Raw genomic sequence first — 15,644 nt, forward strand, 5'->3', positions numbered from 1 at the left:
AAGTTCATTCCTTTTTTCTATGAAACATTTTTTATTATTGTTTTGCTCATTATCCTTATTTGCTAATGAGATAAAAATTAAAGCAACTACCAAAGAAGTAACCGTTTACACTTCAGGAGCACAAGTTTATGCTGAATCTTCTGTTACCATCCCAAAAGGAAATTCACAAGTTCGAATTATTGATTTATCACCATATATCAATCAAAACACTATTCAAATCAGTGGCTTAAAAGATGTTTCCATTCTTTCTTTTGGTTATGAGACCTTATTTTATCCTAAAAAAGTTACTTCAGAGAAAATGAGCAAACTCCAGAGCGAAATAGATGCTAAACTAAGAGAAGTTGCTTTTCTTGACAGTAAAATAAAAGGGCTGCAGGAAGAAGAAACTATTTTAGCTCAAAACAAGACATTAAGCAGTTCACAGCAATCGGTTACTTTAGAAAAAATACTGGTTCACAGCAACCATTACAGAGAAAGAGTACCAGTTATTAAAATGGAAATTTTCGACATTACCAAAAAAATAGAAAACTTGAAAAATGAACTATCTGCAATGCATTTAGAAATGAACAAAATAAGTGGTGAAGAAAAAGAACAGAAAGGAGAGATTATTTTAAAATTCAACAATCCTAACGAAGACATCTTACTTAATCTCAACATAAAATACAACGTATCGAATGCTGGATGGAATCCTTCTTATGAAATTAAAGCTAAAAATACCAAAGACGCTTTACAATTTGCCTACAAAGCACAAGTATACCAAACCACAGGCGAAAACTGGAATGACGTTAAACTAACACTTTCAACAGCAAACCCAACGGTTAATAACGAAAAACCTAAAGTTGACAGTCATTATCTTAATTTCATCAATTACTATGACAACAGACAAACATCTGCATTTAAAAATCAGAAATTTAATTACAACCCTCTAGTAAAAACAGTTTCTGGAATAGTTACTGATAAATCAGGTCCTCTTCCGGGTGTAAATGTTGTAATCAAAGGAACCACAAGAGGTGTACAAACTGGATTTGACGGAACCTACCAACTAAAAGTTGAGAACGGGAAAGAACTGGTATATTCTTTTTTAGGAATGGAAGAAGTAACTCTTCCAATTTACAGTAATACCATGAATGTAGTTTTAGAAGATAGTTCGGCCCAATTACAGGAAGTCGTTGTTGTGGGTTATGGGACAAAAAGCAAAAAAAGAGAAACAGACAAAGAAGAGGAAATACCAGAAGAAATTCTAACAGCAACAGGAGATGAGAAAGAAATAGCAATAAATTCAGTATTATTTAAAATTAAAAAGAATTATTCTATTCCATCTGACGAAGCTCCTTCTGTTATTGAAATCGATAATTTTAGCATTCCGGCAGAATTCGAATATTATTCAGCTCCCCTTTTAAGTGAAAATGTATTCCTGACCGCCAAAATAAAAGAGTGGACCAAATACGATTTACTACCTGGAGATGCCAGCATTTATACTGAAGGAAGTTATGCAGGTACCACCTACATCAATCCTTACCAGACGGATGAAGAATTGGTAATTTCTATGGGAATAGACAACAATTTGGTAATAGAACGAAAACAAATCAACAATTTAAAAGACAAATCCTTATTAGGCACCACAAGAATTGTAGACCGTAATTATGAAATCACATTACGCAACAACAAAGCTATTGATGCAGATGTAAAAATTTATGACCGCGTTCCGGTGAGTCAGAACAAGGAAATAAAAGTTGAAAAGGCGAATGTTGACAATGCCGATTACAAGGAAGATACTGGAATACTGTTCTGGAAAGTAAATATCCTTTCAAAAGGTCTTATAAAGAAACGATTATCCTACCAGATCAAATATCCTAAAGGAAAGAAGATTAATTTATAAAAAAAAGCCTCACATCGTGAGGCTTTTTTTTATAATACTTTTATTTATAATAAACACTTCGAAAAGCTCAGTGTAAGTGACTCACACGAAATCTTTGAAAAAGATTTCGGTTCGCTGAGATGCTTCGACAAGCTCAGCATAAGCGATTCGCACAAAATCTTTGAAAAAGATTTTGGCTCTCTGCTTACATATTTCTTCTATACTGCCCACCAACCTCAAACAACGCACTTGTAATTTGTCCTAACGAACAAACCTTAGCCGCATCCATTAACTTTTCGAAAATGTTTTGGTTTTGGATCGCTGTTTCTTGAATGATGGCTAGTTGTTCTTTTACTTTGGCATCATTGGCTTTATGCAGATTTTCTAGTGTTTGGATTTGGAATTGTTTTTCCTCTTCGGTCGCACGAATTACTTCGGCTGGAATTACCGTTGGCGAACCTTTAGAACTTAAGAAGGTATTTACCCCTATAATTGGGAATTCACCTGTATGCTTTAAGGTTTCGTAGTACAACGATTCTTCTTGGATTTTAGAGCGTTGGTACATTGTTTCCATTGCACCTAATACCCCACCTCTTTCCGTGATTCGATCGAACTCTGCTAATACCGCTTCTTCTACTAAATCGGTTAATTCTTCAATGATAAACGAACCTTGGATTGGGTTTTCGTTTTTCGCTAATCCTAATTCTTTATTTATAATCAACTGGATTGCCATTGCACGACGTACTGATTCTTCTGTTGGCGTGGTAATCGCTTCGTCATACGCATTGGTATGTAATGAGTTACAGTTGTCGTAAATCGCATATAACGCTTGTAAGGTCGTACGAATATCGTTGAAATCGATTTCTTGTGCGTGTAACGAACGCCCAGAGGTTTGAATATGGTATTTCAACATCTGCGCTCTTTCGTTGGCACCGTATTTATTTTTAAGTGCTTTTGCCCAAATTTTACGTGCTACTCGTCCTATTACAGCATATTCTGGATCGATACCATTAGAGAAGAAGAACGATAAGTTTGGACCAAAATCGTTGATATTCATCCCTCTACTTAAGTAGTATTCTACATACGTAAATCCGTTCGCTAAGGTAAACGCCAACTGCGTAATAGGGTTCGCTCCTGCCTCTGCAATATGGTATCCTGAAATCGAAACCGAGTAAAAATTACGAACGTTTTGCGTGATGAAGTATTCTTGTACGTCACCCATTAAACGTAAGGCAAACTCCGTCGAGAAAATACAGGTATTTTGGGCTTGGTCTTCTTTTAAAATATCGGCTTGAACCGTACCACGTACTTGTGCTAAGGTTTTTACTTTAATATCCTGATAGACATCGGCTGGTAATACTTGGTCACCGGTTAGTCCTAAAAGCATCAACCCTAATCCGTCGTTACCTTCTGGTAGTTCGCCGTTGTAACTTGGTCTTACTAAACCTTTGGCATCGTATAATTCTTTTTTCTTTTGTTCTACTTCAGCCTCTAGACCATTTTCTTTGATGTATTTTTCGCAGTTTTGGTCAATCGCTGCATTCATAAAGAAGCCTAACAACATAGGTGCAGGTCCGTTAATTGTCATCGATACCGAAGTCGCAGGATGACTTAAATCGAAACCTGAGTATAATTTTTTCGCATCGTCTAAACAACATATCGAAACCCCTGCATTACCAATTTTACCGTAAATATCAGGTCGATGATCTGGATCGTTTCCGTATAACGTTACCGAGTCGAACGCCGTTGATAAACGTTTAGCTGGCATGCCAAGCGATACATAATGGAAACGGCGGTTGGTTCTTTCAGGACCACCTTCTCCTGCGAACATACGCGTAGGATCTTCGCCTTCACGTTTAAATGGATATAATCCTGACGCAAATGGGAATTCTCCAGGTACGTTTTCTTGTAAGTTCCATTTTAAAATATCGCCCCACGCTTGGTATTTTGGAAGCGCTACTTTAGGAATTTGGGTATGCGAAAGTGATTCGCTATGTGTTTTTATTTCGATAACCTTATCACGCACTTTGAAAGCGTAAATTGGGTTTCTGTATTTATTTACTTTTTCGTCCCACGTTTGAATAATTTCCCAGTTGTATGGGTCTAAATTCATTTTTACACGGTCGAATTCTTTGATTAACAAACCTAAGAAATCTTTGTTGCCTTCATTTATTTTCAACGAAGACTCGATGATTCCTGCTTTATCGATTTGTGGCAGATTCCCATTCACCGATTCGATAGTTTTGAAAATACCGTATAACTTTTGTGCTACTTCTACTTGTGATAAAGCGGTTTCGTCATATTTACGATTATTTTCGGCAATTTCAGATAAGTAACGAGTTCTATGCGGCGGAATCACGAAGATTTTCTCGCTCATTTCTCGCGTAATTTCAAAAGTCGATTTTAGGTTGGCACCTGTTTTTTCGACAATTTTATCCATAATTGACTTATACAAAGTATTCATTCCTGGATCGTTAAATTGCGAAGCAATCGTTCCAAAAACAGGCATCGTATCTGCCTCTACATCCCATAAATTATGGTTGCGTTGGTATTGTTTTTTCACATCGCGAATCGCATCTAAAGCACCACGTTTGTCGAATTTATTCAATGCTACTAAATCGGCAAAATCTAACATATCGATTTTTTCCAATTGGGTAGCCGCTCCAAACTCAGGTGTCATTACATACAACGACACATCAGAGTGATCTAGAATTTCAGTATCCGATTGACCAATACCTGAAGTTTCCAGAATAATCAAATCGTATTTAGCCGCTTTCAATACTTGAATCGCTTCGGCTACATATTTAGACAAAGCCAAATTCGATTGACGTGTTGCTAACGAACGCATATATACACGAGGATTATTGATCGCATTCATACGAATACGGTCGCCTAATAAAGCCCCCTCCCGTTTTACGTTTTGAAGGGTCAACTGAAATTAAACCAATAGTTTTTTCTGGAAAATCGATTAAAAAACGACGCACTAATTCGTCAACTAAAGACGATTTACCGGCACCTCCAGTACCTGTAATACCAAGTACGGGAAAAGCCCCCCCGCCCCCGAAGGGGGTGCCTGAAATACTTTGTGAAAAGTATCGGGTTCGTTTTCTGCTAATGTTATAAGTCTTGATATGGTATTTACATCTTTTTCAGCCAATTTATCGTTTATCTCATTGGCTCCCCCTTCGGGGGCGGGGGGGCTGGTTCTGCTAGTTTGACCAATTCATTAATCATACCTTGTAATCCTAAAGCTCTTCCGTCGTCTGGGGAGTAAATTTTAGTGATTCCGTAAGCGTGTAACTCTTCAATTTCAGAAGGAAGAATTACACCACCGCCTCCACCAAAAATTTTGATATGACCTGCTCCTTTTTCTTTTAGCAAATCATACATATATTTAAAATATTCGTTGTGACCTCCTTGGTACGAAGTCATCGCAATGGCATTGGCATCTTCTTGAATAGCAGTATTTACAACTTCTTCAACACTTCTATCGTGTCCTAAGTGAATTACCTCTACTCCGGTAGCTTGGATAATTCGTCGCATAATATTAATCGCGGCATCATGTCCGTCAAATAATGACGCAGCTGTTACAATTCTTACTTTATTTTTGGGTTGATACGGTTGTGTTTGTTCCATTTTGATTTTTAATTATCGGGTGCAATTTACTGATTTTACGCTAAAAAAAAGGATGAAAAAAAATGAAACAAATAAAAAAAAATTAGGCACATAATTTGTGTAATTTTGATAAATACAATTTTAATAAAAATGAAAAGAATAGTTATCCTAGCATTTTTGATTCCTACTATGAGTCAAGCTCAATTAAAAGATTTTATAAAAAAAACAACAGAATCTGTAATTACTAATTCAACAAAAAAAAATACTTTAGATATTGCAGGAGGATTAAAGGAGGCATTGAATAAAGGAGTTACAAATCAAGTTTCTAAACTTACGGCTGTTGATGGTTTTTATGGTAATCAATTAGTTAAAATAGTACTACCTGATGAACTACAAAAAGTAGATAGTATGTTACGAAAAGTAGGAATGGGAAATTTAGCGGATGATGGGGTAAAAGCATTGAACAGAGCTGCTGAGGATGCTGTAAAAGAATCGACTCCTATTTTTGTAAATGCAATTAAGAATATAACGATAACAGATGCAAAAAATATTTTATTAGGTCAGGAAGATGCTGCAACAGACTTTTTACAAACGGGAACCAGAAAACCTCTTTACTTAAAATTTAATCCTGTAGTTCAAAAATCTATTGGTAAAGTAGGAGCAGATGCTTTGTGGAAAACAATCATAGATCGTTATAATGCTATTCCTTTTGTGTCTAAAGTTAATCCTGATATAACAGATTATGTAACGAATAAGGCACTTGATGGGGTTTTTAAAATGATAGCTGTTGAAGAAAAAGATATTCGAACTAATTTAAATTCAAGAACTAGTGATTTGTTAAAAAATGTTTTTGCTTTGCAGGATAGAAAATAGTAGATTTTAAATTTTCAAGGGTCCTCTATATTAAAGTTAGCAGTAAGTTAATAAAAGAATTTTCCTAAATTGAAAGTTGAATGACAGACGAATTTAAACCGCCAATAAAGGAAAGAAGTATAAAGCAGTTACTTGATATAGTCTGTGAACCAAAAAAATGGAATAAGCGAGCAGTTATGTTGGCTCAGAATGAGTTAGTAAATCGTAATGTGAGTAAGGAAACTATTCAGCAAAAAAATAAACAAAAAAAATATATAGCCAATAAAGAAAATAAAATTGAAAATTTACGTAAAGCAAAAGAAAAATGGGACTTATTAGATTTTATATTTTCCCTTGATGAAGTTTTAATGGAAGTGTTATTTACTTGGGATTTTAAAAAGAAGGTTATATAAAGAAAGCTAAACAACAGAAAATTATACTTTGTGTATTAACAATTGTTGTTTTGATTCTAATTATAGTTGCGAATATACTATAACCTGTTTATAACAATGGTAGCTGTTGCGCAACTCCTAATTTTTAAAAAATAATTCTCAAAAAACATAAAAAATGACCTCTTTAAAAGCAATTTTGGAGAGGTTTGTTTTTTTAGATGAAATTTGAAAATTTATGTTGTTTAGAATTGAGTTTTTGAAGTCATAAGTAAGGTTCTTAAAAAGAGGAGGTTTTTCCCTTGTTTTAATGAAATAATTTGAGCTAAAGCACTCCTTTCAATGGAATGTCTTCTGAATGTTTAAATCCTTTAAAAATATCATCGATTAAATAAAAAAATGATATAATTTTGTCTTTGTAAAGCATTGGTTTAAGTTATTGGTTCGTAAAACGAATTTACTTAACCTTTGCTTTTTTATAACTACATAAGGAACAACTTGAATTAATAATTATAAAAATTTAAAAAAATGGAAAGAAATTTAAAGAAAAATGTTCTTATCTTAATGATAACTGGAATTTTTGTAATTGCAACATCACAAATCTTAAACCGTTTTATAGAACTAACTGATTTTACAAAGGGTGCACTAATTGGTATAGGTATTGGTTTTTTACTATTGTCTGTAACATTCGGAAATCTTAAATCAGCTAAATAAAAAATTAAGATTATTGATACATATAGCAGTTGAAAAATAAAGCTGAACGGTTAACATTGGTAACTGTTGCATAACTCCTGATTTTTTAGAAAATAATTCTCAAAAAACAAAAAAAGACCTCTTTAAAAGATATTTTAGAGAGGTTTATTTTTTAACTATATTTGACTGGTGCTGTGAGTTTTTTTACAGATTCATGTTGGCTGTAAGCATTCATAAAAAACGCATAACATTGACAATTATGAATTTTGATTTTACAGAAAAATATATTTTAGAAAACGACTGTGTTTTATTAAGGCCTTTGGAAATTTCGGACAAAGAAAAACTAATAAACTTTGCAATTAATGAACCTGAAATTTGGAAGTTTAATATTAATGGGGGAAATGGTAAAGATAATTTTGACAGCTACTTTGAAACAGCAATGAAGCTATTCAAAGACAAAAATCAATACACCTTTATTGTTTTTGACAAAAGAACTAACCAATATGCAGGAATGACAAGACTTTACGAAATTTCTAACGAATTTAAACGTCTTGATATTGGGTTTACTTGGTATGGAAAAAAATTTCAAGGAACTGGATTAAACAAAAATTGTAAATATCTTCTTTTAGAGTTTGCCTTTGATAAACTAAAAATGATAAGAGTAGGTTTCGGAGCAAATAGTAAAAACGAAAGAAGTATAAACGCAATGAAAAGTATTGGATGTAAAGTTGAAGGAATATTAAGACAATTTAGTAAAGATGCCGACGGAAAAATTATTGACGCAATAAAATTGAGTATTTTGAAAATTGAATGGGAAGATAATATAAAAAACAATTTAAAAGAACAACTTGAAAAATATGCTAGCAGCTAACAGCTAAGGTTTCGTTGGACTTGAATAACCAAGAATGAAGAGGCTGTCCTAAAAGTAAAAAATCAACACACAGTTTGTTACTCTGATGGAAGGAGGAGTCTCATAATCAGTACTATGTGATTTGCTTCGCCTGTTTGATCGGAGCTCTCGGGTCTCTCTTTGGTCAACTAGAGCAAAGCGACTGGACGAAGTCAAATGACAAGATTGCGGACTTTTTGGATAGCCTCTTATAAAAATGGCGGGTTCAGTGTTAAATTGAACAATAATTCTTCGTTTGAACTTTTGTGCAAAACTGATTATTTGTGCTTCGATTTCTACTACATCGCCAAGTCCCAAACCGTCAGGCTGTGAAAAACTTCCCTTTTAAAATCAATTGAGTTCCTAAAACTAATTTATTTGAGCTCTAAGCCTTGATTACTTTAAACTTATTTGAGTTGTCCAAAAAAACACAAACGTTAAAAACGAGTTTAAATAAGTCGTTTTGATCAAAAACAAGTCTTTCTATTGTGAGATGAGTTCTATGTCTTGAATTTAGTTATTAAATTGAGTGCTCCAAGAATATTTATCGTGCGTTTGATATTGTTATTTGCTCATGTTGTTATTTCTCTTTCTGTGTGATAGGCTTTGTAGACTAAAACGGTAAATGCTTCTATTTTTAAATTTTCTTTGACTTCTGAAGCTATGGTTGAAAGTGTATTTTTGTCGTTTCTGTTAATAGTATGAGTAGCTACTACTAAATTATGTTTGTTATCAACCGCTTCTTGTAGAGAAAACCCACTGCATTTTGATATTGGGAATATACTCTCTTTTTCGTTTTCTAGCGCTACGTATGTTGTTTAAATAACGGTATAAATAGATTTTAAGAAATACTTGAGTGTTGAAGCTGGATGATCTTCTCTTTTTAAAATAATGGAGGTAAAACCTGTTTTTATAAGGTCTATATACTCAACAAAAGCCTTTATAAAACGTACTGTATTGTCAGGCGAAATTTTATCTTCTAAACAGGATAGATGTAACTGATTACGAGATATTCCTTGGATGTTTATATTATTAAAAATACAGTTTTCCGTATGTTCTGATAAGCTATTTTAGTTATATTTGAAAAGAGATGTGAGGTTTTTTTATAGATGAGAAAAAATAACAATCATTTTTTAAGGATTAAAAATAGGCTTAACATACTTTTACTTCGTTGTGGAAATCTTCATATAATTAAAATTTTCATTTATTCAGAATTTGTTTAATTTTGTACATGCAACACAATGTACTTATTTTAGATTTCGGGTCGCAATACACACAGCTTATTGCACGCCGCGTTCGCGAGTTAAATATTTTCTGCGAAATTTTTCCTTTTAACCATGTTCCATCAGACTTAAGCAGCTATAAGGCTGTAATCTTATCAGGTAGTCCTTTTTCCGTTAGAGCGGAAGATGCTCCTCATCCTGATTTGTCTCAAATAAGAGGTAAGATGCCTTTGTTAGCAGTTTGTTATGGAGCACAGTATTTAGCTCATTTTAATGGAGGAGAAGTGGCTCCTTCTAACATTAGAGAATATGGTAGAGCTAATTTATCTTTTATAAAAGATGATGAAGTTTTTTTTGAAGAGGTAAATATTAATAGTCAAGTATGGATGAGTCATAGTGATACTATTAAACAACTACCTACAAAAGGGGTTCGCTTGGCTTCTACTAAAGATGTTGAAAATGCCGCTTATCGTATAGAAGGAGAAACAACTTATGCTATTCAATTTCATCCAGAAGTTTATCATAGTGAAGATGGTAAACAAATGCTCGAAAATTTCTTGGTAAAGATAGCTCAGGTGCCTCAAAATTTTACAGCTAGCTCATTTGTTGAAGATATAGTAGCTGAAATGAAAGCTAAAATAAATAATGATAAAGTAGTATTAGGATTATCTGGTGGTGTAGATTCTACAGTGGCAGCAGTTTTGCTAAATAAAGCTATAGGAGAAAATTTATACTGCATTTTCGTTAACAATGGTTTATTACGTAAAAATGAGTTTGAGAATGTATTAAATCAATACAAAGGAATGGGACTAAATGTAAAGGGAGTAGATGCTTCAGAACGTTTCTTGTCTGAGTTAGCAGGAGTTGAAGATCCAGAAACTAAACGTAAAATTATAGGTCGTGTATTTATAGAAGTATTTGATGATGAAGCAAACCAAATTGAAGAGGTAAAATGGTTAGCACAAGGTACAATTTATCCAGATGTTATTGAATCTGTATCAGTTAAAGGACCTTCAGCAACCATTAAGTCACATCATAATGTAGGAGGATTGCCTGATTTTATGAAACTTCAAGTAGTAGAACCTTTACGTATGCTATTTAAAGATGAGGTTCGTCGTGTAGGTAGAAGTTTAGGTATAGATGAAGAACTTTTAGGTCGCCATCCATTCCCAGGACCAGGATTGTCAATTCGTATTTTAGGAGATATTACACCTGAAAAAGTAAGAATTTTACAAGATGTAGATGCTATCTTTATACAAGGTCTTAAAGATCATGGTTTATATGATAAAGTATGGCAAGCAGGAGCAATCTTATTACCAGTAAATAGTGTAGGAGTAATGGGAGATGAACGTACTTATGAAAAGGTAGTAGCACTTAGAGCAGTAGAATCTACTGATGGAATGACTGCTGATTGGGTTCACTTACCGTATGAGTTTTTGATGAAGATATCCAATGAAATTATTAATAAAGTAAAAGGTGTTAATAGAGTAGTTTATGATATTAGTTCAAAACCACCTGCAACTATAGAGTGGGAATAATACCTTAAATAAAAATGCCGTGTAAAATAGAAATACACGGCATTTTTATTTAAATTGGTGTTCTCAAAAAAATAACTTACTAATCTTATGATCAAACACCTACTTATTAGTTTATTCTTTTTATCCCAATCTTATTATGCCCAACAAGAAAAAATATTTAGACATTTAATACAAAAAAATGAAACTCTACAAGCAATAGCTCAGAAATATAAGGTATCCGTTTCAGATATTTTGAAATTAAATGCAGGAGCTGAAAAAGGAATTCAAGAAAATACGATTCTAATGATTCCTAATGTACAGTCTATTTCTTATATGCTAAAAAAAAATGATGTAAATGCAGTACGTTATGAAAAACATCAAGTTTTAAATAAAGAAACACTTTATAGTATAGCAAAACAGTATCAACTTTCAGTAGAAGAATTAAAAGAAGCAAACCCATTGCTTATGCAAAATACTGTTAAAGAAGGAGTTATTTTAAATATTCCTCAACAAGGTATTCCTTATCAAAAAAAATAGTTTTTGATGGCAAATTTCATGAAGTACAATCACAAGAAACATTATTTAGTATTGCCCGTTTATATAATGTATCAGTAAAAGATTTAGATGAAAAAAATGAAATTTTATTAAAAGAAGGGCTTCAAATAGGACAAAAAATAGAAATTCCAAATAAGAAAAAGACGATAGATGGCAGAGCAAGGATTATTAATGAAGAATCTATTTTTCATATAGTACAACCGAAAGAAACAAAATATTCAATTGCAAAAAAATATGGCATAACGATTGACCAATTAGAAATGCAAAACCCAGAAATTATTAATGGGTTAGCTATAGGAAACAAATTAGCCATTAATAAGACTATTGTTAAAGCAAAAAATGAAAATGAAGAGCTCATGATTGCATTGGCAGAAAAACAAGCAGTTATTGAAAAATCAAAAGCTCAATCTGTAAAAATTGAAGATTTAGAAGATCGTTTAAAAGTTCAAAAAGAGCTTAATAAAAAAATGATAACGTTAAATAAATTAAATATTAATTTAAATACAATAGATGAGACTAAAAATGGTTCAGTAGAACGATTGCGGTTAATACTAGATGCTAATAAAAAAATACAAGAAGTTTTGATGGCAAAATTAGATTCTGTGGTTATTACAATGGAAAATGATTTAAAACAGTTGAAAATAAAAGATATTGAATCTTTAGAAGAATCAAAACGATTACAAAAAGAATCAGAACAAAGAAGAAAAGAGGTAGCAAATTTAGTACAACAATTAAAACAAGATTTGGTAGAAAATCGTAGAATAATTGTTGGAGTTATGCACAAAGTTCAAAAAATAAATCAACAAGAAAATCAAGAGTATAAGAAAAAAGTACGTGAACAGCTTTCAGATAGAGATCAAATAACACTTAATCAGATGAAAAGGCTAGATCATGATTTGACAATCAAAGAAGAAAGAAAAGAAAATTTATTATCAAAAATTAATGATTTAGAATCTGAAAAAAAATCGTTTTAAAACGAAAAATAGCTAAAGCAACCTTTTATAGTGCTGAGGCAAGAGAGTTTGATGATAAACTAGCATTAGTAAAATTAGAGCGCGCTCAAAAAGAAATTCCAAAAGAACAAAATTCAGAAATTGTAACACTAGAAGAAAAAAGAAAAATTTTGAATGATAATACAAATGAAGAGTCTACTAAAATAGAAGTTATTAATAATCTTCCAGAATTAGAAACAGGTTATTATTTAGTAGCAAATACTTTTACAGAATCAATAGAACGTGATGAATTTGCACTTCGTTTAAGTTATTCAGGAGAAAGACAAACTAAATTTTTTTATAATATAAATAATTTTGGATATTATGTATATACTAATAAATTTCAAACATTAGAGGAAGCTTTGTTTGAATATAAGGTAAAACCAAGATCTGATTTATTTAAAAAATTGTTCATTGTTCAAATCAAAAAAGAACTCTAAATTTGGCCTTGCAAGTAGTTTAAAAAACTTTTATCTGAAAATGAGTAAAAAGATTTTGTTATCAATTATTTAGGTTAATAATAGAAAGTTTTTTTGATAAAATAAAGTTTACAGTTTAAGGTCTGTAATGAAAACTGATTGTAAAAAATAAAAGAGACTTGTAATAAATATAATTTACACACATGAAAAAAATTTTTGGGAGTTTATTGATTTTAAGTATGCAGTTTGTATCAGCTCAGGTAGCTATGATTAAACACAAAGTAATAAAAGGAGAAAATATTTCTCAGATTGCACAAAAATATGGTGTAACTCCTGCAGAAATTTATAGTCTTAATCCTGATGCTCGTACAAAAATAGCAGAAAATACAATCTTAGTAATAGCTGCAAAAAATAAAAAAGAAGCATATAAAAAAGAAGAACCTAAAATTATTAATCATACAGTAGCTGAAGGAGAAACGTTATTTAGTATTGCAAAAAAATACCAAGTTACTCTTAGCGAAATAGAAAAATATAATCCTTCTGTTATAAATGGTTTAAAGATGGATGAGATTATAAAAATACCTGTAAAATCAGAACCTAAAATAGTATCAAAAAAAACAAATTCATCTCAAAAATTACTCTTAGAACATACTGTTTTAGCAAAAGAAACTAAGTTTGGTATAGCTAAACAGTATGGTATTACTGTAGATGAATTAGAAAATAAAAATCCTGATATTATAGGGAAAGAATTAATAATTGGAGAGGTTTTAATCATTAAAGGAGGTAAAACAAAGGAAATAAGCAAATCAAAAGAAGGCGAGCTTAATCCGATAAAAAAAACAGAAACATTTAAAACTATCGGAATGAGTTACGAAGTTAAACCACAAGAAACATTATACGGTTTAACGAATCAATTTGGATGTTCAAAAGAAGAATTAATAGCATTGAATCCAGAATTAAAAGAAGGTTTAAAAGAAGGAATGATATTAAAAATTCCTACTGTTACTAAAAGAAAAGAAATGAAAAAAGAAATCATTGATTTTTCAACAAACATTTCAATGTCAACATCTAAAAAAGTAGCCCTTTTATTACCTTTTAATATAGCGAAACTAGATCAGGATACAATTAATTCAACAAAATCAAGATTAAAAAAGGACAAATTTTTGAACATGACCCTCGATTTTTATTCAGGGGCATTAATGGCTATTGATTCTATTAATAAGTTAGGAGCAAAAGTAGATGTAACTATTTTAGATTCAGATGAAACACGTTCTTCCTCTAATATACCTGCTTTAGTTAACGAGTATGAATTAAAATCATACGATGCCGTTATTGGACCTTTTTATCAAAATAATGTTGAAAAATTAGCTTCTATTTTAGAAACGGTACCTGTTATCTCACCATTATCTAAAGATTATGATAAAAAATACCCTAACCTTTACCAAGCTACTCCTTTACCTGATGATATAAAAAGAGCTATGTTTGATTTTATGCGATCTAAAAATGGAAACATATTAGCCATAGTAGATCCTAAAAAACAATCTGCAAAACAATATATACAAGAAAATTATAAAGAAGTTAAATTTGTAAATGTTTCAGATTCAGGGGTTTTAGAAGTATCTAATTTAAAAGGATTATTAGTTGCAGGAAGAACAAATTATGTTGTAATGGAAACAGAAAAAACAAATTTGATATTATCTATTACAACTAATCTTTTAGCACTACAAAAACAATATGATATAAAGTTAGTTATACTAGGAGAAAATGAAGCACTTGATTTTGAAGAAATTCAAATGAATCGATTAACCAAGTTAAAAATGCACTATCCTTCTCAATATAGAGTAAATGGATCAAAAGAATATCAGAATTTTGAAAACCAATATAGAAGAAAAAATAAAATCAATCCTAATACATTTGCAATCAGGGGATTTGATGTAACGTTTGATACATTATTAAGACTCTCACAAGAAAAAGGCTTTGTTGAGATAGCTAACGAAAATAGCACAGAACAAACAGAGAGTAGATTTGATTATCAAGCTAATCCAGAAGGAGGATTTTATAACAAAGGAATTTATATTTTATATTACGATAAAGATTTAACAATTAAACAAGCAAATTAATGGCAACTTCTAAAATAACTTATTTAGGCGAATTACGTACGTCTTCAATTCATATTAATTCAGGATCAGAAATTATTTCAGATGCACCAGTAGATAATCATGGTAGAGGAGAAGCTTTCTCTCCAACTGATACAGTAGCTAATGCGTTAGCATCCTGTATGTTTACCATTATGGCAATTAAAGCAAGTGAAATGAATATTGATTTTTCAGGTTCTACTGCTGAAGTGACTAAAATCATGGGGACTGATCCGCGTCGTATCACTGAAATTCAAGTTACTTTTTCGATGTCTATCAACCCTGATGAAAAAAATAAAATAATATTAGAACGTACCGCAATGACTTGTCCAGTATTTTATAGTTTACATCCTGATATTATTAAGAAAGTACATTTTAATTGGCAATAAGAGAGTTTTAATAGGCAATATTCAGTACATAAAAATATTTAAATAAATGAAGTACTTTTTATTTAGTATAAATATTGCCTATTTTACAATTATTAATCTACTTAATTATTTATTTTAA

Annotated in this window: 11 protein-coding genes and 2 pseudogenes; 11 read left to right on the top strand and 2 right to left on the bottom strand. The window is 31.6% G+C overall.

Going from position 1 to position 15,644, the window contains the following annotated elements; all coding sequences use genetic code 11:
- Positions 1-19: 19 nt before the first annotated feature.
- The gene (locus JJC03_RS13775; protein WP_235873495.1) at positions 20-1,879 is read left to right on the top strand and encodes a DUF4139 domain-containing protein; all 1,860 of its coding nucleotides are present in this window, start codon (positions 20-22) and stop codon (positions 1,877-1,879) included.
- 184 nt (positions 1,880-2,063) lie between these two features.
- Here the strand turns inward: JJC03_RS13775 and JJC03_RS13780 are convergent.
- A pseudogene (locus JJC03_RS13780) lies at positions 2,064-5,494 on the bottom strand (methylmalonyl-CoA mutase family protein).
- A 129-nt stretch (positions 5,495-5,623) separates the two neighbouring features.
- On the opposite strand from JJC03_RS13780, the gene JJC03_RS13785 reads away from it, so the two are divergent.
- The 4 genes from JJC03_RS13785 to JJC03_RS13800 all read left to right on the top strand — a co-directional run bounded on the left by JJC03_RS13785 (position 5,624) and on the right by JJC03_RS13800 (position 8,278).
- Positions 5,624-6,346 carry a DUF4197 domain-containing protein gene (locus tag JJC03_RS13785; RefSeq protein ID WP_088398597.1) on the top strand — a complete coding sequence of 241 codons (723 nt, stop codon included), beginning with the start codon at positions 5,624-5,626 and terminating at the stop codon, positions 6,344-6,346.
- 80 nt (positions 6,347-6,426) lie between these two features.
- A complete protein-coding gene (locus JJC03_RS13790) occupies positions 6,427-6,738 on the top strand; it encodes a hypothetical protein (protein WP_235873496.1) in 312 nt (103 codons plus the stop codon).
- A 504-nt stretch (positions 6,739-7,242) separates the two neighbouring features.
- Complete coding sequence (locus tag JJC03_RS13795; protein ID WP_088398598.1) at positions 7,243-7,428, top strand: hypothetical protein; 186 nt, start codon at positions 7,243-7,245, stop codon at positions 7,426-7,428.
- 238 nt (positions 7,429-7,666) lie between these two features.
- Positions 7,667-8,278 (top strand): GNAT family N-acetyltransferase, encoded by a 612-nt coding sequence (locus JJC03_RS13800; protein ID WP_235873497.1) that lies wholly within the window; start codon positions 7,667-7,669, stop codon positions 8,276-8,278.
- A gap of 750 nt (positions 8,279-9,028) precedes the next feature.
- Here JJC03_RS13800 and JJC03_RS19495 read toward each other — a convergent pair.
- Positions 9,029-9,142 (bottom strand): annotated as a pseudogene (locus tag JJC03_RS19495) (hypothetical protein); the annotation flags it as partial.
- A gap of 385 nt (positions 9,143-9,527) precedes the next feature.
- Between JJC03_RS19495 and guaA the strand changes: the two are divergent.
- The 6 genes from guaA to JJC03_RS13820 all read left to right on the top strand — a co-directional run bounded on the left by guaA (position 9,528) and on the right by JJC03_RS13820 (position 15,526).
- Positions 9,528-11,057, top strand: coding sequence for a glutamine-hydrolyzing GMP synthase (guaA, locus tag JJC03_RS13805; RefSeq protein WP_088398599.1), 1,530 nt, complete (start codon positions 9,528-9,530; stop codon positions 11,055-11,057).
- Between the two features lie 87 nt (positions 11,058-11,144).
- Entirely contained in the window at positions 11,145-11,573 is a 429-nt protein-coding gene (locus JJC03_RS18170) for a LysM peptidoglycan-binding domain-containing protein (RefSeq protein ID WP_258931927.1), read from the top strand.
- 278 nt (positions 11,574-11,851) lie between these two features.
- Positions 11,852-12,565, top strand: coding sequence for a hypothetical protein (locus JJC03_RS18180; protein ID WP_258931929.1), 714 nt, complete (start codon positions 11,852-11,854; stop codon positions 12,563-12,565).
- A gap of 149 nt (positions 12,566-12,714) precedes the next feature.
- Positions 12,715-13,023, top strand: coding sequence for a hypothetical protein (locus JJC03_RS18185; RefSeq protein ID WP_258931930.1), 309 nt, complete (start codon positions 12,715-12,717; stop codon positions 13,021-13,023).
- A 182-nt stretch (positions 13,024-13,205) separates the two neighbouring features.
- Positions 13,206-15,122 carry a PBP1 and LysM peptidoglycan-binding domain-containing protein gene (locus tag JJC03_RS13815; protein ID WP_235873498.1) on the top strand — a complete coding sequence of 639 codons (1,917 nt, stop codon included), beginning with the start codon at positions 13,206-13,208 and terminating at the stop codon, positions 15,120-15,122.
- Entirely contained in the window at positions 15,122-15,526 is a 405-nt protein-coding gene (locus JJC03_RS13820) for an OsmC family protein (RefSeq protein ID WP_088398602.1), read from the top strand. Before JJC03_RS13815 ends, JJC03_RS13820 begins: the two co-directional genes overlap by 1 nt.
- The last annotated feature ends 118 nt before the right edge of the window (positions 15,527-15,644 follow it).

Source organism: Flavobacterium oreochromis (assembly GCF_019565455.1).
Taxonomy (GTDB): domain Bacteria; phylum Bacteroidota; class Bacteroidia; order Flavobacteriales; family Flavobacteriaceae; genus Flavobacterium; species Flavobacterium oreochromis.